18 protein-coding genes are annotated in these 19,783 nt (G+C 60.6%); all 18 read right to left on the bottom strand.

Annotated elements, in window-relative coordinates:
* Nucleotides 1–3: 3 nt before the first annotated feature.
* A complete protein-coding gene (locus FQ775_RS21390) occupies nt 4–1,716 on the bottom strand; it encodes a branched-chain amino acid ABC transporter ATP-binding protein/permease (protein ID WP_167813101.1) in 1,713 nt (570 codons plus the stop codon).
* Between the two features lie 52 nt (nt 1,717–1,768).
* Complete coding sequence (locus tag FQ775_RS21395) at nt 1,769–2,656, bottom strand: branched-chain amino acid ABC transporter permease (RefSeq protein ID WP_146299966.1); 888 nt, start codon at nt 2,654–2,656, stop codon at nt 1,769–1,771.
* A gap of 85 nt (nt 2,657–2,741) precedes the next feature.
* Complete coding sequence (locus FQ775_RS21400) at nt 2,742–3,956, bottom strand: ABC transporter substrate-binding protein (protein ID WP_146299967.1); 1,215 nt, start codon at nt 3,954–3,956, stop codon at nt 2,742–2,744.
* Nucleotides 3,957–4,031: 75 nt separating this feature from the next.
* Nucleotides 4,032–5,093, bottom strand: a complete 1,062-nt coding sequence (locus FQ775_RS21405) for an alcohol dehydrogenase catalytic domain-containing protein (RefSeq protein ID WP_146299968.1) — start codon at nt 5,091–5,093, stop codon at nt 4,032–4,034.
* A 273-nt stretch (nt 5,094–5,366) separates the two neighbouring features.
* Nucleotides 5,367–5,795 (bottom strand): DUF3870 domain-containing protein, encoded by a 429-nt coding sequence (locus FQ775_RS21410; RefSeq protein ID WP_146299969.1) that lies wholly within the window; start codon nt 5,793–5,795, stop codon nt 5,367–5,369.
* 73 nt (nt 5,796–5,868) lie between these two features.
* Complete coding sequence (locus FQ775_RS21415) at nt 5,869–6,300, bottom strand: PaaI family thioesterase (protein ID WP_206064794.1); 432 nt, start codon at nt 6,298–6,300, stop codon at nt 5,869–5,871.
* 19 nt (nt 6,301–6,319) lie between these two features.
* Nucleotides 6,320–7,087, bottom strand: coding sequence for an enoyl-CoA hydratase/isomerase family protein (locus tag FQ775_RS21420; protein WP_167813102.1), 768 nt, complete (start codon nt 7,085–7,087; stop codon nt 6,320–6,322).
* A gap of 7 nt (nt 7,088–7,094) precedes the next feature.
* Nucleotides 7,095–9,152 carry an acetate--CoA ligase family protein gene (locus tag FQ775_RS21425; RefSeq protein ID WP_146299972.1) on the bottom strand — a complete coding sequence of 686 codons (2,058 nt, stop codon included), beginning with the start codon at nt 9,150–9,152 and terminating at the stop codon, nt 7,095–7,097.
* 11 nt (nt 9,153–9,163) lie between these two features.
* Entirely contained in the window at nt 9,164–10,558 is a 1,395-nt protein-coding gene (locus FQ775_RS21430; RefSeq protein ID WP_146299973.1) for an MmgE/PrpD family protein, read from the bottom strand.
* A 1-nt stretch (nt 10,559) separates the two neighbouring features.
* Entirely contained in the window at nt 10,560–11,354 is a 795-nt protein-coding gene (locus FQ775_RS21435; RefSeq protein ID WP_146299974.1) for an enoyl-CoA hydratase/isomerase family protein, read from the bottom strand.
* Between the two features lie 2 nt (nt 11,355–11,356).
* Complete coding sequence (locus tag FQ775_RS21440; protein ID WP_146299975.1) at nt 11,357–12,121, bottom strand: enoyl-CoA hydratase/isomerase family protein; 765 nt, start codon at nt 12,119–12,121, stop codon at nt 11,357–11,359.
* 28 nt (nt 12,122–12,149) lie between these two features.
* The gene (locus FQ775_RS21445) at nt 12,150–13,343 is read right to left on the bottom strand and encodes a CaiB/BaiF CoA transferase family protein (RefSeq protein WP_146299976.1); all 1,194 of its coding nucleotides are present in this window, start codon (nt 13,341–13,343) and stop codon (nt 12,150–12,152) included.
* A gap of 425 nt (nt 13,344–13,768) precedes the next feature.
* Nucleotides 13,769–14,248, bottom strand: coding sequence for a phage terminase small subunit P27 family (locus FQ775_RS21450; RefSeq protein WP_167813103.1), 480 nt, complete (start codon nt 14,246–14,248; stop codon nt 13,769–13,771).
* Nucleotides 14,249–14,591: 343 nt separating this feature from the next.
* Nucleotides 14,592–15,839: a site-specific DNA-methyltransferase gene (locus FQ775_RS21455; RefSeq protein ID WP_167813104.1), complete on the bottom strand. Its 1,248-nt coding sequence runs from the start codon at nt 15,837–15,839 to the stop codon at nt 14,592–14,594.
* A gap of 243 nt (nt 15,840–16,082) precedes the next feature.
* Complete coding sequence (locus tag FQ775_RS21460; RefSeq protein WP_146297804.1) at nt 16,083–16,799, bottom strand: IclR family transcriptional regulator; 717 nt, start codon at nt 16,797–16,799, stop codon at nt 16,083–16,085.
* A 45-nt stretch (nt 16,800–16,844) separates the two neighbouring features.
* Nucleotides 16,845–17,660: an ABC transporter permease gene (locus tag FQ775_RS21465; protein ID WP_146297805.1), complete on the bottom strand. Its 816-nt coding sequence runs from the start codon at nt 17,658–17,660 to the stop codon at nt 16,845–16,847.
* A gap of 12 nt (nt 17,661–17,672) precedes the next feature.
* Nucleotides 17,673–18,629 carry an ABC transporter permease gene (locus tag FQ775_RS21470; RefSeq protein WP_146297806.1) on the bottom strand — a complete coding sequence of 319 codons (957 nt, stop codon included), beginning with the start codon at nt 18,627–18,629 and terminating at the stop codon, nt 17,673–17,675.
* A complete protein-coding gene (locus FQ775_RS21475; protein ID WP_146297807.1) occupies nt 18,622–19,731 on the bottom strand; it encodes an ABC transporter ATP-binding protein in 1,110 nt (369 codons plus the stop codon). Before FQ775_RS21475 ends, FQ775_RS21470 begins: the two co-directional genes overlap by 8 nt.
* Nucleotides 19,732–19,783: the final 52 nt, after the last annotated feature.

The raw sequence follows: 19,783 nt of genomic DNA on the forward strand, positions 1-19,783 counted from the left end.
CAGTCATACTCCGAGGTACAGGCGGTTTAGTTCCCTGTCCGCCATAATGTCGTCGAAGCTGGCAACTTTCACGACAGTGCCCTCGGCCATGAAAACCACACGATCGACCAGCCCTTCGAGAAAATCCATATTGTGTTCGACGATCAGCATGGTGACCCCGAGATCCTGGCGCACGCGAAGGATCGTGCGGCGGATATCTTGGCGCATCTGCGGGTCGATGCCTGCGGCGGGCTCATCGAGCAGCCAGACGGAAGCGCCCTGCGCCAACAGCCTTGCGAAACCGACCAGCTTCTGCTGGCCGAAACTCAGCTCGCCGACCTTTTCGTTCGCATGGCCCTCTAGGCCCATATACTGCAGGAGTTCCAGTGCCTTGTCGCGGCGCTCCGCCTCGCCTGATCGGTCTATGGGTAGCCAGGCGAACCAAGGGCTTTCGCGCAGTGATCGCGGAAACGATACGAGCACGTTGTCGAGCGCGGTCATGTTGCTGAAGGGGCGCACATGCTGAAAGAGACGTCCAATTCCGGCTTGCGCGATCCGGTAGGGTTTATGCTTCGAGAAGTCTTGTCCGCGATAGACTATCGTACCAGTATCCGGCCTGATGTTGCCGCCTATGAGGTCGAACAGCGTCGTCTTGCCCGCGCCGTTGGGGCCGACAATGCCGATGATGTCACCGGCGTCTACCGAGATATTCGTACCGCGGACCGCAACAAGCCCGCCATATGACTTGGTTACGTTTTCGATCCTCAGCAACGGCCCGTGTATGAGTGCGGCGGACGCTTGTGGGTCGACATTTTTCAGCTTTATCGCCTGGCGCTGCCCCCGCCCTTCGAGTCCCCGACCGTCGGCTACGAGATTGCTCGTTGCGTGTTCCGGTAGCAGGCCTTGCGGCCTACGCATGATGACGCCAACGAGTATCAGACCGAACAGCACCATGGCGAGGTGCGCTCCGACCGCTGTCGGCATGATGACGCGGAGCGTTTCCTCCAGCGTGATCAGAACCGCCGCCCCGGCAATCCCCCCGAACGGATTTGCAAGCCCGCCGAGCAACACCATTATTACGACTGTGAATGAGACGTAGATGACAAAGCTGTCGGGATTGATGAAAGTGATTACGGTGGCGAACAGCCCGCCCGCCACACCGGCAAATCCACATCCGATGAAGAAGACCGCTATCTTGAACCAGAGCGTGTCTTTGCCGAGCGCCGCTATTCCAATCTCGTCTTCGCGGATGGCTTTCATGACCCGGCCGAACGGGGATCGTGCCGTCTCGTACATCATGCACCAGCATAGAGCCGAAACGGCCAGTGTAATAATGAACACTTGGCCGTTCGTCTGAAACACGTAGCCGAAAAGGTCCGCATGCGGGATATCGCGTATGCCAGCGGGTCCCCCAGTGATATCGAGATTGAGGAACAGCGACGTGCCGAGAATCTGGACCGCGAATGTGGCGAGGAGAAGATATTCTCCGGACACTCGCAGCGATGGGATTGACAGCACAAGGCTTGCGGCGGCAGCCATGGCAAAAGCAATGACGAGAGCGAGTGGAAACGGTACGCCATACTCAATGCGTGCAATCGTGAACGCGTAGGCGCCGATCCCGAAGAAGACCGCGTGGGCTACAGAGAAGAGCCCTCCATAGCCCTTGATAAGGTTCAACGACGTAGCCAGTAGCGCGTAAACGCAGATGAGCGTGAGCACTAGAAACAGATAGTCCATCGTCAGCCACCGTCCGCTGTGTACATGGCCTGCAGGGTCAAGGAGAATTCGGTCATCTGGCGGCTCTTGCGGCGCTGGCATTGCCGAGGAGTCCGCTAGGCCGCCACACCACCACAACCATCATGATGAGAAATGCAATCGTGTCCGACCAGAATGCGGGCAGTTGCAGGCTGATCATCGCAGCGAGCAGGCCGAGCATGAACGCGCCGAGGAAGGCGCCGACAGTGCTTCCTATACCGCCCACCACAACCGCTGCGACAGCGTAAAGCAGCGGCGTTAGGCCCATCGTTGGCACGAGGCTTGAATACCAGCCTGTCGCGATTGCGCCAGGGACTACAAGCAGCGAGGCGATGGTGATGGCGATTGCGCTCACAAGCGTGGGATTGATGCCGACGACCTCAGCCATTGTTGGGTTGTCCGCGTAGGCCATCATGGCGCGGCCGATCCGGGTTGCCTTAAGAAAGAGCATTGTTGCGCCGAAACCACCGATCGCAACGGCAAGTGTAATGATGTCGGTCAGCGATATGACCACTGCCCCGATCTCGTAGAAAACCCCGCCGAACGGATTTTCAAGATATCGCCCGCCGGTACCCCATCCAAGTGCGATGAGGTTTTCGATCGCAAACTGGATGCCGATCGAGGCGAGCACGAGCGCGAAAGTGCCGGCGTTCCGTCGCTTCAATGGCGTGTAGATGAAGAACTGTATCAGGAGTCCGGCTGCAACGGTCAGGGCGACCGTTATCACAAATCCCAGCCAGAACGGCATTCCCACTTGCATGATCAACGCATAGGCGAGAAAGCCCGCAAGAGCGAAAACCGCAGCGTGAGCGAAATGAAAGATATGGGATACCGCAAGCACAAGGCCAAAACCGGTCGCCACCATTGAATATATCGCGGCTTGTGACAGGCCGACCACCATTAGCTGCAGGGCGAGATCCATTCGTGGCTCCGCTGGGTGACAGGGCAAAAAAGCATGTGCGAGTGCGCGGCCGCCGCCGCATGGGCGGCGACCCGCAACTCACAAATCAGTTGTTGTGCATCACCTCGTTGATTTCGCGCACCTGACCTGCCGTGTAGACGGTTATCGGCGCGAACTTGCCATCTTTGAGATGGTAGATGGCAATAGACGTGATGGCGTTACGCTCCTCGTCAAACGACATTCCGCCAGTCACCGTATCCTCAAACACGGCATCATCCATCAAGTCGCGCATGTTGGCTGGAGTCACGTCCTGACCCGCTTCCTTCAGACGCTTGATCAACTCTGCATAGAGGCGTGTGCCCATGTAGAATTGCGAAGCGACGTAATCGAGATCATCGGTCGAGCCGTATTCTGCCTCCCATGCCTCCCTCATTTTCTGGTAGGCCGGAAAAGGCTCTAGGTCCGGTCCAAAATTCGACGGGTTTGTGTAAACGCCGCCATTGGCGGCTTCGCCGCCCAATTCGATAGTCGACTTATGATTGTACGCGCCGTAGCTCGCCCACCGAGGCGTAAGCCCCAGGCTCGTACCCTGCGCGATGATGGCGCCCACTTCGGTCGCGACACCGCCGATATAGACGACATCAGGATTTGCAGCGCGAATTCGCGACAGCTGAAGGCGGAAATCGTGGGCACCAGGCAGGAACGACTCCTCGGCCACCACGTCACCGCCGAAGGCTTCCATGGCTGGAGCAAGCACTTGCTGAATACCCCGGCCAAGGTCGTCGTCGCGGTAGATCAGAGCGACCTTCTCCTCGCCGAGCTCCTCAGCGAGGTAGCGCGCAAGCACCGGTGCCTGGAGATGCGTCAGCGGAATGGCGTTGAAAAACCACGGTGACAAGTCAGACAGTGCTGGCGAGGCTCCCCCGACATTGACCAGTAGCCGCTCGTTCCTTTCGGCAACCGGCGCCTGAGCGAGAGATACGCCGCTGTAGCCCGTCAAAGCATAGGGCACGTCCTCGATCGAAATCGCTTGCTGCAACGCGCGAACGCCCACATCCGGCTTTGCCTGCGAATCGAAAAAAAACGGCTCCATCCGGGCGCCTTCGCCTAGCATCCCACTTTCGTTGATCTCCTTGACGGCAAGATTGACCGCCTTCGACGCGACTTCACCTTGCGAGGCGGCGATGCCGGTCAGTGGGAAAGTGATCGCGATCTTGTGCACGGTCTCTTGCGCTGCAGCTAGACTCGCAACTGCCATCGTTGCGGCGAAGACCGCGCCGACCACCGCTAGCTTCGGCGCCTTTCGTTTTTCAAAGAGCATGATGTTTCCTCCTGTTTGCCCCTATTGCTTGTTATGCGGCGGCCTCAGCCATTGCCGCCGACCCCCTCGGTCGGGTCATGCCTCCAGCACATAACGCCCTTGGGAGGCACCTGCTTCCATTAGCGCATGCGCCTCCGGTCCTTTTTCCAACGGGAATATCCGGTCCACATGGACGCGTATCGCACCGGACACGAGAAGTTCGTAAACTTCCTGCAACTCAGTTTTGGTGCAGGTGCGGGTTCCGATCAGACTGATTTCCTTTAGGATGAAATGGGCTGGCGTGATCTGCGCCTTCTTGCCGGTGATGTTTCCGGTGAGCACCACCCGTCCGCCTTTGCGGAGCGCTCGAATGGACTGATCGAGAGTCCGCTCCCCCACGACTTCGATGACGAGGTCGCAACCACTCCCGCCCGTAAGCGCCTTCACTTGATCGGCAAATATCAGATCCTCAGAGGTAATGACCTCGTCGGCGCCAGCCTGGTGAAGCAGCTCCGACTTTTCCCCGCTGGAGGTCACTGCAATGCATCTGCAGCCGAAATGGCGCAACAACTCGAGCGCATGCAGCCCAACCCCGCCGCTGGCACCGGTCACGACAACGGTTTCGCCAGGCTGCGCCTGACCGCGCGTCTGTATGGCGTGATAGGCCGTCCCGAACGTGCAACTAGCAACGGCGGCGGTTTCAAGGGGTAGGCCGTCGGGGAGCGGTATCACCGCGTGGTCGGGAATCTTCACGAATTCAGCGTAACCCCCGTCCAGATCCTCGCCGAGAAAGCGAGCGCGAAAAGTTTCACAGTACGCCTCGTTGCCGCCGCGGCACTGCGCGCAGTTGCCACAGCCGATGCGTATAAGGGAGGATACGCGTTGACCCGTCTGGACGCCGGTGACGCCTGAACCAAGCGAAACGATTGTTCCACCGATCTGGTGACCGGGAATAACTGGAAGTGGTGTCTTTGCGAATGCGCCGGAGCGCGTCAGCAGATCGTGCCGGCAGATGCCGCAATAGGCGACGCGGATCAGTACCTCGCCCGGCCCTGGTTTCGGCACGGGGCGAACGCTTGGCACCAGTTGCTCGGGTCCGCCGAAACGGCTCAGCAACAGCGCATTCATCGATTCTGGTATCGCGGCGCGCGAACTCACCACCCCCTCCCCGAGCGAGGATGGAGGGTATTGTCATCTATTCCTGTAGTCCGTTCGCAAGCAACGACAGGAATGGTGCAAACAAAGGGAAAACTCGCCAAAACAAGCCTCGCAATTCCAAAAAGATTGGAACTATCGCGAGCCTTGAAACTTCCGCAAATATAAGCTGCCTATCAGCAGCCCTTTGCGGATTTTGGCTGTCCGCGCACGCAAACAGACCAGAAACCTGTACCCTGTCGCGTGGTTAAATCCTATTGACCGGCGGACGCCCTGTCAAGCTTGCCGCGCCAGTTGGGGCCGCAACGCGGAGCGTAATTCTCTTACGCGCGTAGTCGATTGGGGGTCGCACGGGGAAGCGCTTCGCGGGTCTCCGCAAGCCAGGCGCTTGAGCCCTTCTTCGTAACGCTGACCGATGATCTTCAAGCAGGCGATCAGGGAATCGGTAGACGATGTCCAATAGCGCGCGCGCACCTTCTCGCAAAGCTTGTCGACACCACTGGAGAGTTCGTAACCGATGGCGACACGCCTGAAAAAATCCTTCGATAGGTCGGTCACGCCCGGAACGTCCGCGCCGACGATCCGGCCGTTGCGCATTTCGACCTCCAGCACCACGCCGAACAGGCGCTGCTTCTCCTGCATTACGGTTCCCTTGGGTGCTGGCGCATATCCGGTTAGCAGAATGGTAGGTTCTTCAATGGCCATTTGTTCCCACCCTTATCAGTTCTGTCGTTTCGTTACATGTTAGTCGCAACTTGGCGCGGCGCAACATGTGGCTTCATCGCCGGCGGATCGAGATCGTGCCCATTGCCGTGGCCACGTGGTTTTTGTTTTCGTCATAGGCATCGCCCAGAGCGACACCTAGGCTGCCACCGACACGAACGGCTCGTCCTCTGAAGACCAGCCGCGGCGGATGTGCGCCTTCGAGAAAGTTCACCTTGAGTTCGACGGTCGTCAACCGGTCTCCGTCGGCGCAGCGCGAGCGCACCGATTGAAGAATGGCCGAATCGAGCCCCGCGGTTATCACACCGCCGTGTATGACCCCGATGCCGTTAACGAACTCCGGCTTGGCCGCCAGCACCACCGTGACCTCGCCGTCGCCGACTTCTTTCAAGGTGAAGCCCATATAGGCATGGATTGGGGAAGCGTCGTAGAGTTGGCGCATCTTGTCCGGCCAGGACCCAATTGCCGAGCTATCTGTCACTTCCATCATTGACCCCTTGATTGAATCACGGCGCCCATCGCGGCTTCCGTTTGTCCCGAAACGCGACAAACCCTTCCTTCGCGTCTTCGGTCTGGCGGCCGACAAGCACTGCGTCAGCGCCGGCTGCCATCCGGGATTTCGGCGTCAGCGACAGCATTTCGCGCAAGAGCCTCTTGGATGCGCGCATAGCCATCGGACTGCCGCGGCTCAGCCGCTGCGTCCAGTCATCCAGCGCGCTCTGCCCATCGCTGACGGGAACCACCTCGTTCACGAGCCCATATTGCGCGGCTTTGCTCGCGTCGAACCGCTCGCCGAACAGGATGATTTCACCTGCGGTGAGGATGTTCACACGCTCTGCAAGCAGCGCCATCGTCACCCCCGGCACCAGTCCGTGATGGACCTCCGGAAAGCCGAACTGGGCTTCATCCGTGGCGAGGACCAGATCCGCGGCCATCGCGAGAGAAGCGCCCAGGCCAAGTGCATATCCATGGACGTAGGAAACGAGCGGGCAGGGCAGTTGCTGCACTCCATTCAGCAGGGTGACAATGCGGTTGATCCAGGCCTCGGCCGCGACAGGGTCATCCTTGTTGCCGCCACCAAGATCGGCGCCGACGCAGAAGGCCCGCCCGCGGCCGCTGATGACAGCGCAGCGCGCACCCTGCGCGGCGACTTCTTCGACCGCCGCTTCCAAGGCGTCGGCGAGCTCCTGGCCGACAGCATTGAGCTTTTCCGGACGGTTGAGTTCGATGGTTGCGACATCGTTCGAAAATGTTAGGACGACTTGCTTGCTCATGACCGCCTCAGCGGGTTTTCTTGACGACGACATCCACCGCAACCACGGCGTTGGCGGTGGCGATGACTGGATTCAGGTCCACGCCGGCAATCTCCGGGGTCTCCGCCACAAGCCGCGACACCGTCTCGACCAACGCGGCAAATGCTTCAAGATTGACGGGTTTTCTACCCCGGACGCCCTCCAGCAGCGGCCAGCCCTTCAACCTGCGCATGGCCTCCAGAGCGTTGTCCCTGCTGCATGGCGCCAGCAGCGTGACCGTGTCCTCGAAGACTTCCACGAAGATGCCGCCGAGACCGAGTGTGATGGTGGGTCCGAACACCGCGTCCCGGCTCGCCCCCACGAAAAGTTCAAGTCCCGCATACTGACGCTGCGCCAGAATTTCGCCGGCCAACCCGGCCTTCTCCAGCGCCAATTGCAAGGCCTCGTATGCATCCTCGGCCTCTGCTCGCGACTGGATCCCCAGCCGCACCAGCCCGATGTCGGACTTGTGCGCCAGCCCCGGCACGTCGGCTTTGAAAACCGCGGGCGCTTCGACGGTATGCAGTACGGCTCCTGCCGCTTCGCGGTCGGCGACGACATATTGCTGTGCGAATGGAACGCCCGGAAGCAAGGCTTCCGCCTCGGAGCCGGTGACGATCTGCTCCTCGCCTACCGCCGCGGGTGCGAACTCGGTTCGGAGCGGTTCTTGGGGAAGGGGCTGCCGGAGGCAATCCGCGAGCACCTCGACGGTCGTCGTCGGGTATGGCGTCAGCGCCACGCCGTCTTTGATCAGTTGCTCAGTCAGTTCGGGCGTAGCCATTCCGCAAACGATGACCGGTTTGTCCGATCGTAACGCGGCGTTGGTGACGCCCTCCGCCATGACCGGCCCCAGCACATCCGACAACAGCGCGTAGGCCAGCCAGACCACAACGACATCGACGCTGTCCTGCCCGAGCATGTAGTCGATCAGCGGCTCGAGCCCGTCGGGCGTATTTGCCATCTGCCCGGAGGCGTCGAGTGGATTGGAAAATCCGACCAGCGGCAATCGCGCCTTCAGGTCGGGAGGCGGGGGACCGACCGGCGGAACCGCTATGTCAGATCGCTCGGCTGCATCGAGGAGAACGGTGGCAACACCGCCTGACAGCGTGACGATGCCCAAATTGGAACCAGCTGGTTTCTTCGGCATGTCGAGGATCCGCACGAGGTCGATGAAATGCGCCTCGTCGCGCGCCCGTATCGCGCCGGCAGCCGCAAGCGCCGCATCCCATACCGCGTCCTGGCCCGATAGTGCGCCGGTGTGAAGCTGAACCGACTGCGCCCCGGCTTCCGAACGGCCGATTTTCAGCACCACCACCGGAATGCCGCGGTGGCGGGCGGTAGCGATGGATTCCAGCAACAGGGTGGAGTCGCGGCAGCCTTCGATGATGAGGCCGATCACGCTTATTCCGGGCTCGCGGGAAAGAAACTCCACGCACTCCGCGCAATCGATATCGGCCTCGTTGCCGGTATCGATCATCCAACGGGTTCCGACACCCCGATCCCGGAGCTGCGCCGCGCCCAGATACCCGCCCAGCCCGCCGCTCTGCGCGACGACGGCTACGTTTCCGGGGCGTACGCCGCTGTCGATGTCGGTGCCGAATGTGGCGTAAACGGCAGTGTTGTGATTACGGAAGCCGATCGTGTTCGGGCCGATAAGGCGTACGCCGCATTCTGCGGCCACCCTGGCAAGCTCCTCCTGCCGTACGCGCCCTTCGGGCCCCGCCTCGGCGAAGCCCGCCGCTGTCACGACACAACCGGCTATGCCTTTCGCGCCGCATGCGCGAACCGCGTCGATCACATGGGCGCTTGCCAGCATCAGTACAGCGAGATCGATACCGTCGGGCAGACTTGCGATGTCCGGGAGACATGGACGTCCCTGTACCTCGTCATACTTTGGATTGACGCCGTAGACGTCGCCGTCGAAGCCATGATCGCGCAAATAGCGGAGTGGTCGACCGCCGATCCGGCGCGGATCATTGCTTGCGCCAACCACGACGATCGACTTCGGGGCGAAGATACGGTCCAGACTGCGGCTGGCGTTCAACATGCGGTTATCCCTCAAGCCGGAGCAACGGCGCCGGTGACGTTCCGGAGTACGGTCACGGCATTGTCGGCGCTACCGATGGCGGTGAGCGCTTCCAGCCTGGCGGCCGCCAGCTCCTCTCGGAGCCCGGTGATGCCGCAGCACCGAACGAATTTGTCGCGCAGGATGCGATCGATGTTCGGATCGCCGGGCCCGCCGCTCGGACGGTCAACCGTCCTGGTGATTTCGCGGCCGTCCGCGGTCAGCAGCGTCAACCTCGCGGGTGAAACCGAGCGGGTCTGATTGCAGGACCAGTCGTCGCCGATATCGACCGATACCTTGGCCGCCACTTCCAACAGGTCAGCGCGCGCGATGGCGGCTTCCGTGAAATGCTCCAGACCCACTTGCCCGTCGACCAGCGCGGCCGCGACTGCGAACGGAATGGAGAATTGCGCATCCACAACGTTGCGCGGCTTCCGTTTCACCGCGATCGGATCTCCGGTGCTGTTGTAGGCTTGTCGGTTCACCGAGACATGGATCGATTCAAGGCTGGCGGGAGGTACGTTTTCGGCACGCGCTGCGAGCGCGGCTTCCAATGCGGCGTGTGTCCATCGGCAACACGGATGGGGCTTGAAGCTCAGCTTCTTGATCTCGAACTGCTCTCCGAGACCGTCAGTAATTTTCGAGCGGTCGTAGTCTCCCGCCTGATAGACCGCATAGAACCCGCGCTTACCGTCGAACACCTGCCGCGCTCCTGTTATGCCGGCGGCGGCCATGATCGCAGCAAGCGTGCCCGCCTTTGCGGCGAGCCCCGCCTGCAGGCGTTTGGCAAGCGCGCCGTCAATCGTCGCCTGGCCGTTACCCGCCGCCTGAGCATAGGCCAAGCCGAGCGCGTTGAGCGTCTGCTCCGCATCGAGACCGAGCGTGCGGGCCGCGCCTGCCGCGGCCCCGAAGGTTCCGCACAGGGGGGTAAGGAGCCAGCCGGTTTCACCCGGACCGCGGTTTGTGGCGAGCGCCAGCCGGCAGGCGACATCGACCCCGACGGCAATGCCTGCGATCAGTTCCGAACCCGCGACGTTGCCGCGCCTTTCGGCGGCGGCTGCCACTGCCGGAATGACGGTGATGCCCGCATGAAGGATCGCGTCGTCATGTGTGTCGTCGAACTCGACGGCGTGGGATACGAGCCCGTTATAGAGCGCCGCCCAGGGGGCGGGGGCCGCCTCGGCGCCGAACCACAGTCGCGCCTCCGGCTTGCCCGACCAATCCGATACTATGCCGCGGATTTCTCCGACGCCGCCGGAGCCTAGCCCCGCCGCGGCGCAGGCCAGCGTATCGATGAGATCATTTAAGGCTGACGCTTGCGCCTGAACCGGAAGGTCCGCAACGCCGGACGCAAACTCAGCGAGGTCTTCGGCAACATCCCGCGCCATTTTACTCGCCCGTGTAGCGGGGTTTCCGCTTCTCCCTGAACGCGGCGAGACCCTCGTCGCGATCCTTCGAGGCAAGACATGCCTGATACGCTTCCGCTTCGAACTGAAGGCCTACGTCGAGACCGATGTTCATTGAGCCGTTCACCGCCTTCTTTGCCTGGGTGAGCGCCATGGGCGCGCTCTGCTTCATCTCGTCGGCTATCTCGCGCGCCACTCGCTCCGCTTCGCCCTCGGGCGCCAGCCTGTTGAGGATGCCGAGATCGAAGATCTCCCTAGCCGTCATCTTGCGGCCGGTCAGAATGATCTCCTTCGCCTTGTGAACCCCGATCATTCGCGAGAGGCGCTGGGTCGCGCCGCCGGCGGGTATCACGCCAAGCCTCGTCTCCGGCAACGAGAATTCCGCATTTTCTGACGCCACCAGGACGTCACAGGCGAGGGCAAGCTCAAAACCGCCGCCGAATGCGAAGCCATTGATAGCGGCAATGACCGGGCAGCGGGCGGCGCTCATCGCGCCGAACATTAGCGGGGCTAGCCGACGGCGGCGTTGGACGTCGGCTTTCGTCATCGTCTGGCGCTCCTTCAGGTCGGCGCCGACCGAAAACGCCCTGCCGTTGCCGGTCAGGATCGCAACCCACACGGCGGTGTCATCATTGATGCTTCGGAACGCCTGAAAGATGTCCTCATAAAGTACCATGTTGATCGCATTGAGGTTGTCCGGGCGATTGATGGCGACTCGGGCGATATGGTCCTCGACAGTGACGTCGAGCGTTTCGAAATTGCTGTGGGATCGTGCCATGCCTATTTCCCTTTGCCGCCTTTTTCGAAAAAAGCCGCCGCGCCGCGCATGCCTGCATCTGTCATGCGCATCCTCAGATTAACATCCCGCGCCCGCGCCAGCGCGGAATCAAAGGGAAGCTCGGCCACTTCGTAAAACAGGCTCTTTGTGAAACTGACCGCTGTCGGCGGATGGCCGCCGAGTTCCGCTGCGAGCGTGAGAGCGCGCGGCATCAGGTCCGTCTTCCCCACGACTTCATTGATCATCCCCAACTCCCGTGCACGCTCGGCGGTGACCCGGCGGCCGGTAAGCAGAAGTTCAAGCGCGGTCCGGCGCCCGACGAGCCGTGTGAGGTTCACCATCACAAGTGCAGCAACCAGGCCGCGGGGAGTTTCCGGATAGCCGAATTGCGCGGTGTCGGCGGCCACGACCAGGTCGCACGCCAGCGCCAGACCGCACCCCCCGGCGAGGGCGTGGCCGTTGACGGCTGCGATTACCGGTTTGCGAAGCCGAGGCAGCAGGCGATGCAAGTCCATCGACGCCTCGGCTCGCGCGAACGCCGCCTCCACGCCGACCGGGGCGATTTCCTTCAGATCCGCGCCAGCGCAGAAAACGGGGTCGGCGCCTGTAATGACGATCGCCGTGATGGCCGGGTCGCCGTCGAGCTGTCGCAGGCGCGTCTTGAGATCGTCCACAAGTGCGCGGTTAAGTGCGTTGCGCGCTTCGGGTCGATTGAGCGTCAGGACGGCGGTGCCGCCTTCGACGCGCTCAAGCACCGATTCACCCATTGCTCCGATTTCCTTCCTCCGGATCACGCTACACCACGCCGGATTCACGCATTCGCCGGATGTCTTCCGAACTGCGTCCAAGGCTTTTGAGAATATCGTCGGTGTGCTCACCGAGGTCCGGAGGCACGCAGTTCATCCGGACCGGTGACCCGCTCATGCGAAACGGCAGGTTGAGAGCCTTTACCGGACCGCCGGTCGGATGGTCGTATTCGAAGACCATTTCGCGCGCGACAACCTGGGGATTCTTGAACAGTTCGTCGAGCAGCAGGATTGGCCCGGCCGGTATGCCGGCTGCCAGAAGCTTGTCTTCCCATTCTGCCGATGTGCGGGTGCGGAAAATCGCGCGCAGGCGCGGGTAGAGCTCGTCCTGGTTGTCGATCCTTGCGAGATTGTCGATGAACCGCGGATCGTCGGCGAGTTCCGGCGCGCCCACGACGTCGCAGAAGGATTTCCACTGGCGCTGGTTGGGAACGAGTTGCAGGTACTTGCCATCGCTGCACTCGAATGCCGCTGATGGTACCCGCACCGGATTTTCCGTTCCCGAGCGGGGCGGTACACGCCCTCCGTTGAGGACAGCCGTGCCCAAGATGGTCGTGAGCGAAACCATCACGTCCATCATCGACATGTCGAGATATTGGCCTTCGCCGGTCTTTTCGCGATGGACGATTGCGGCAAGTATCGCATTCGATGCCGCGAGCCCTGCAGCGATATCGGCGACGGGAATCATGGACTTGATCGGTCCGCCGCCTTTCTCTCCGGTGACGCCCATCAGGCCGCCCATCGCCTGCAGGATGGGGTCGTAGCCCTTGCGATTGCGGTAGGGGCCGCTCTGGCCGAAGCCCGAGATCGAACAGTAGATCACATCCGGCCGCTTGCTGCGGATGGCTTCGTAGCCGACACCGAGCCGTTCCGCGACGCCGGGCGTGAAGTTCTCGACGAAGATGCCGCTGCGCCCGGCAAGTTCCAGCGCGATGGCACGGCCCTCATCCGACTTCAGATTGAGCGTAAGAGAGTGCTTGTTGCGGTTCAGCGTTGCAAAATAGGTGCTGAGACCCGCTCCCAGCTTCACCGGCCAGGTGCGTGTTTCGTCGCCGGACGAGGGTTCTTCCACCTTGATGACTTGGGCGCCCATCTCGCCCAGCATCATGGTGCACAGAGGCCCCCCAAACGCGCGTGTGAGGTCCAGAACGCTTTCGCCGAACAGCGGGCCATGCGCACTCATGCCGGCAGGTTCCGGCCGCTGGGCTGCAGGAAAAACTGGAAGACGCCGCGAGACAATACCAACGCTCGTTCCGTAGACAGTACGGTTTGGAGAGTGTCAGCTTGAGCTTCCGGCGGAACTGAACGCTTGGAGGCGCTCCACCTGATCCGGTGCGGCATTGACAAAGACCGATGATACCTTCGAGAACGATTGGTATCCGGTCGTCGCGAAAAGGCTAACCAACCTCTGGAACATTGTCAAACCCGTGTCGGGTGGTCTTCGCCCCCGCCAACGTTGCGGCGATACCGGACTTTGGAAACTGCGAGCAGGACTCCACCCAGAAGCCGACGCAGAGCCCCTTGCGGCCCACAATGGCCTTCTCAACTGAGGGCCTCCTGCCAATCGTACAGTCGTTGGCGGCAAGTCGCTCCGGGCCAGGATCGGGATTACGAGAAGAACTCGTCGTCTTCGGCTTCCAGGCCGCTGAACTCCCATGGCTTCGGGCCGAGGGGAGAGCTGGTGGTCACCCGGCTCCGGGATGACGGAGAGAGGCCGAGTTCACACATGAACTTGTGCATGAGCTCGACATTCTTGTTGGCGATCGCCAGCCAGGGGGAAGGCTGCACGTAGCCGGCAGGCGTCTTGAGCAGCGTCGGCGTTTCCTTCAGCCGTTTTTCGGCTTCCACCCAGCGGCCGTAGGCCTGGCAATAGGCAGCGAAGGCGGCCCGGTCGAGATCGCTCATGATGCCGAGCCGGTGGAGATAGCGGCCAAGCCGCTTCCATTCGGCCTTGGCCGTCGGTGACAGGTGGGCGGGGCAGGTGGGCATGGCGGTCACGGGTTTCGGCTCCAGGTGGTTGAGCGGCCGCTTGCCAGGGTTGCCAAGCACGATCTTCATCGCTGTCGGAAGAGGCTTGCGTCCGCGCATCGGGTTGCCCTCAGTGCCCGGCTTGTCTTGCGCAAAGCACGGCGGCGACTGTGGAGTTGGTCGACTGCCGGAGCCTGTCTCTGGCCTTCATTTCACAAGACAAACCCCGGATTTGCGCGGTTCTCGATACCGTCATGGTGCCGGGACCCCCCTGCCAATTTCGCGCATGTGTGAAGAAAGGACCCCGCGCGGTCCCCAGTCGGATTCTCCAGAGATCCGAACCGCCCCCCCCCCCGGGGGGCCTGCCATTGCTTCGGTTCCCGGGCACGCTTGATCCTGCAGCGGGCGTTCTTGGTCTCCTCAATCCCTCTGGATGTTCCCTTGCTTGCGTCCGGCATTGGCATCAGCTTGCCTGCGCACCGCGTTCGGCAGCCACAGTCGCAAAGGACGCATCGCCGCCTTCCAGCATGGCCGTCTCGCCGGTGAAGGACTGCCAGCGCTTCACCGCCACATCGACATAGGCCGGGTCGAGCTCGATGGCATGGCAGCACCGCCCCGTCATCTCTGCGGCTATGATCGTCGTGCCGGATCCACTGAACGGCTCGTAGACGGCCTGACCGGGAGAGGAATTGTTCTCGATCGGGCGGCGCATGCACTCCACCGGCTTCTGCGTGCCATGGCCGCTGTCGTTCTTGCGGTGCGGTATCTGCCAGACGGTCGTCTGCTTGCGGTCGCCCTTCCAGTGGCCCTTCCTGCCCTTGCGCACAGCGTACCACGCCGGCTCATGTTGCCAGTGATAGTCCCCGCGGCCGATCACCAGGCGGGTCTTGTCCCATACGATCTGGGACCGGATGGCAAAGCCCGAGGCCTCGAGGCTTTCCGCCACGATCCCGGCGTGAAGGGCGCCGTGCCAGACATAGGCGACATCGCCGGAAAACAGTGCCCAGGCCTCACGCCAGTCGGCGCGGTCGTCGTTGGCCACCTTGCCGGTCGCAAGCCCCTCGGCACCATTCAGCTTCCCGCGCCAGGCCGGATCGTAGTTGACGCCATAGGGAGGATCGGTGACCAGCAGGTGAGGGGAGACGCAACCCAGCAGGCGGGCGACGTCCGCTTCACTGGTGGCATCACCGCAGATCAGACGATGGTTGCCGAGGACCCAGAGATCGCCGCGACGGCTTGCAGGCTTTGCGGGCGGGGCAGGGATGGCATCCGGATCGGTGAGGCCGGTCGTGCCGCGCGCAGTCAGCGCCGCGATCTCCTCCTCGCCGAAGCCGGTTAGGGCCAGATCGAAGCCCAGGCTCTCCAGATCGCCGAACTCCAGCGCCAACAGCTCGTTGTCCCACCCGGCGTTGAGCGCCAGCCTGTTGTCGGCGATGACGTAGGCGCGCCTTTGTGCCTCGCTGAGACCTGCGAGCTCGATGACCGGAACCTGTGCCATGCCGAGCTTTCTCGCCGCCAGCAACCGTCCGTGGCCGGCAACGACCCCGTTCTCGCCGTCGACCAGGATGGGGTTGGTCCACCCGAACTCCCGGATGGATGCCGCGATCTCTGCCACCTGCGCCTCGGAATGAGTGCGCGCGTTGCGGGCGTACGGGATCAGTATGTCGAGGGGTCTGTAATCCAGCTGAAGAGAACGATCGCCTGTGGTCATGATTGCCCGGAGCACCTTGCAAGGAACAAAGCCTCATACTTCATTCACAGCATGATATATCGGTCACAACCATCTGTGAATCATGACATTTGACGTCATTCGTACGCAGAACTACGTTGCCCTACGACAAGAGCAACTGAAGCCTGACAGACGGATAGGATGAAAGCGAACCAGAAGGTCACTTGGTGGGATCTTTCGTCGCCTTACAGTGACTCACATTCGGTGTGCGGGCAGTAACAGGCGTCAATACAATACGGTGGCGTTTTTGAGCTTACGCGATGCTTGCAAGAGGGGTGCGATCAAGCGGTCACTATCAAAACGGGCTTCCGGTGTAACCACCGAAAGTGCAGCTGCGCAATTGCCTTTCTTGTCGAACAACGGCACAGCCACAGAGCGAACACCCGCGACGTCCTTTCCGCTCGATACGGCATAGCCGCGGTCACGCACCTCCTTGAGGAGCTTCTCCGAGGCTAAGCGAGCGCCCTTTTGCTTAAGCAAACCTCGATAATCGGCGTCCGCGAATGCGGTCAAGACACGACCTGATGAGCTATCCGACAAAGAAAGAAGCGTTCCAACCCGAACTTCGGCACGAACTACCACATGAGACTCGACGCGTTTGATAATCTGAGCCTGGATACCACTGAGCACAGCTAATGACGCAGTTTCTTCTGTATCGAGAGCCAATTCTCTGAGTACAGCGGTTGTACGCTCGCCGAAGCTCGCCTGCTCAAGCGCAGCTTGTCCTATCGTTGCTAGCTGCAAGGACAAGCGATACGTGCCAGGCTCGGGCTGCTCCAGCCAACCTACTTCAACTAGCGTCATCAGCCTTTGGTAGATCGTCCCGCGTCCCTCGCCAAGCTTATGACTCAAATCAGCCAAGCGGATCGGATCATCGTGCTCTGCGATCACCTCGAGCAATGAAAGCGTCTTAACTACAGAACTTAGGACTTTGACCGCCACAATAACCGGGTCCTCTAGCTCAAGGGCACAACGCAGTTCTCATACCTATTGCTTGCGCCTCGCAGACAGAACGAAGTCAAGGCCGACGACTTTCTGGATGGCCAGCATCATGGCAAGAGACATCACGATGACCAAGGTGGAGAGCGCGAGTATGTATGGCTGGAAGTCGACTTGCATGTCGTTGAAAATCGCCACGGGCAGGGTCATCGTGTCCGCGTTGACCAAAAAGATCGAAATCGGGACATCTCCAAAAGATACCGCAAACGCGTAGAATCCTCCAACGAGAATGCCCGGCCGTATTGCCGGAAACGTGACGTCGCGAAAGGTAACCCATCTCGATGCGCCAAGGCTCTCGGCGGCCTCTTCGTATGCCGAATCAATGCGCGCCAGCACAGCCGATACAGAGCCAATCGCGTATGGCAGTGCCACAATCAAGTGCGCAAGAATGAGGCCGAGAAGGCTCCGCGTCAGATACATATCGGTGTGCGCGCCAACCATCGTGTAAAACTGCAGGAACGCCGCGCCGGTGACGATTAGCGGTATCTGTATCGGAAGGCGGAAAAAGGCATGGATCATCTCCGGCATCGCAAGACGTCCGCGAACTAAGGCGAGTGCGGCGAGCGTGCCGAACAATGCAGCCAATATCGCGGCTGAAACAGCTACGATAAGGCTATTCAAGAAGAGCTCGGCATACCTAATCGGGATTTCGGCATATCGATCCAATGCAAGATCCCGCGGCGGGAACTGAATCGTGAACTGGTTGCTGGTGTCGAAGGAGGCCCCGACCACCACGACAAAAGGCAAAACAAGGAAGCCGATCGTGAAAATGGCGGTGATCGTGCTTAGTCTGGGGAACGGCATGATCCGGTTCCTTCAGTTCATTGCTCTGGCAGCGCGTTTGCGCTCGGAGCGCATGAGAAAAACGCCTGTTCCAACATTGATCGCGAAGACAAACACCAACAGCACTGCCGCCAGTGCCGCACCCGTCCCGTATTCGGCGCGCTGAATGATGTGCTGCTGGATCAACACGGGCATTATCAGGACGCGGCCGCCTCCCATGAGAACCGCTGAGGTGAATGCGCCCATACTCATGTTGAAAGCAATGAGCCCGCCGCTTATCAGGCCGTTCCTCAGGAGCGGAACAATAATCGAAAAAAAGATAGTCGCGCGCTTGGCCCCGTGAACTTCAGCGGCCTCCTCGAGATGCGAGGGTATCGTCTGTACGACGCCGAAAAGCAGCAAGATCAGGATCGGCAGCGTGTACTGTACAAGGCCGATCAGAACGCCGATCTCGTTGTTGACGAATGGCAACGACCGGTCGACGAGACCCAGCCAACGCAGTGCTTCATTTATGGGGCCGACTTGTCCAAAGATGATATTGAGCCCCATCAGCTTTATGACAACAGTGATCAATGACGTGGCCAAGATCACATTGAGCCACAGGCTTGCGGTATTACCTCCTGCGCGTGCCAGCGTGTAGGCCGTTGGTACAGCCAGCATGAGACTAAACGCTGTGGCAGTGGCCGAAAGGTAGAACGTCTGCCAGATTGACCAGAGATAGAACGGATCGGCCAAGACACGAACATAGTTGTCCAAGCTGTAGGTATGGGCTACCTGCCCGAGACCGATATCTGCATGGAAGCTGGCCTCAAGAAATGCAAACTGCGGCAGAACGAGAAGGACGAACGAGAGCGCACCCGGAAACCAGATGAGTCCAGACCAGTTGACTTTGTTCCGAGCAGTTGCCTTTGAGGCCGGCACTTTCTCATCTTTCCCTTTGGGGATTGGCTTTGCCCGGTCCGTCAGCCTTGCAACCAGTTGCTCAGGCATCGACCACGCTGCTCGCCGCTAAGGGTTGGCAATCTTGCCGCTTGAAATGCACAACAATGTCGGAACCCGGCTCATATTGAGACAGCCGTGTCGGACATTCGATGATGACCATCTGCTTCCAGGGTAGTTCCACATGGTAATGTACAAAATTCCCTAGAAATCGCCGCTCGGAAACTTTGCCTGGCAGGCAGTTGGATGACTGTACCTCCTCGCCCGGCGGCGCCACATACAGGTGTTCAGGGCGTAAACCCAGGGCAATTTGATCGCCGGCTTTCCACGAGTCGGTCTTGGCCTGCACGGCGACAACATCACAGGCCGAATCGCCTTCTCCTATCTGAATGGAAAGCTCGTCCTTGCCAGCATTCTTCACAATACCGCTAAGGACATTGTTCTTGCCGACGAATTCGGCAACGAACCGGCTATTGGGCTTGTTGTAGAGTTCTTCGGGAGAGCCAAGTTGGCGCATGCGGCCCTCTTGCATAACCACGATACGATCGGCCAAGCTCATAGCCTCCTGCTGATCGTGCGTTACAAGGACCGTCGTGATGCCGAGTTTGCGTTGAAGCTGTTTCAGCTCTATCTGCAGCATCTCGCGCAGCTTGAGATCGAGTGCGCCAAGCGGTTCATCCATCAGAAGCAAGCGCGGCGAAATGGCCAAAGCTCGGACAAGTGCCACGCGCTGCTGTTGGCCGCCGGAAAGTTCGGCGGGGTACTGGTCGCGGCGATCGGCTAGCTGAGCGAGACTTAGCATCTCGTTCACGCGGTCCGCGATCGCCTTGCTCGAGATCTTTCGCTGCTTCAGCCCGAAGGCGATGTTCTCAGCCACCGTCATGTTCGGAAACAGCGCATAGTTCTGGAACACCATGCCGACCTCGCGCTGCCGGGTCGGCGTATGTGTCACGTCCCTGCCGCCAAACAGGATTTGCCCGCTCGAAGGTTTTTCGAATCCAGCGATCATACGCAAAGTAGTTGTCTTGCCACATCCCGATGGACCAAGCAGGACGACAAATTCGCCTTCATCGACGAACAGGTCCACATTTTCGACAGCCACAATATTACCGGCGAAGGACTTGCGGACGTGACGCAGCTCTATGGTCGACATTGCATATTCCCATCAAGAGGGCTGGTATCTGAGCCGGCCCGTTGAGAGCATG

The organism is Nitratireductor mangrovi (genome assembly GCF_007922615.2).
Taxonomy (GTDB): domain Bacteria; phylum Pseudomonadota; class Alphaproteobacteria; order Rhizobiales; family Rhizobiaceae; genus Mangrovimarina; species Mangrovimarina mangrovi.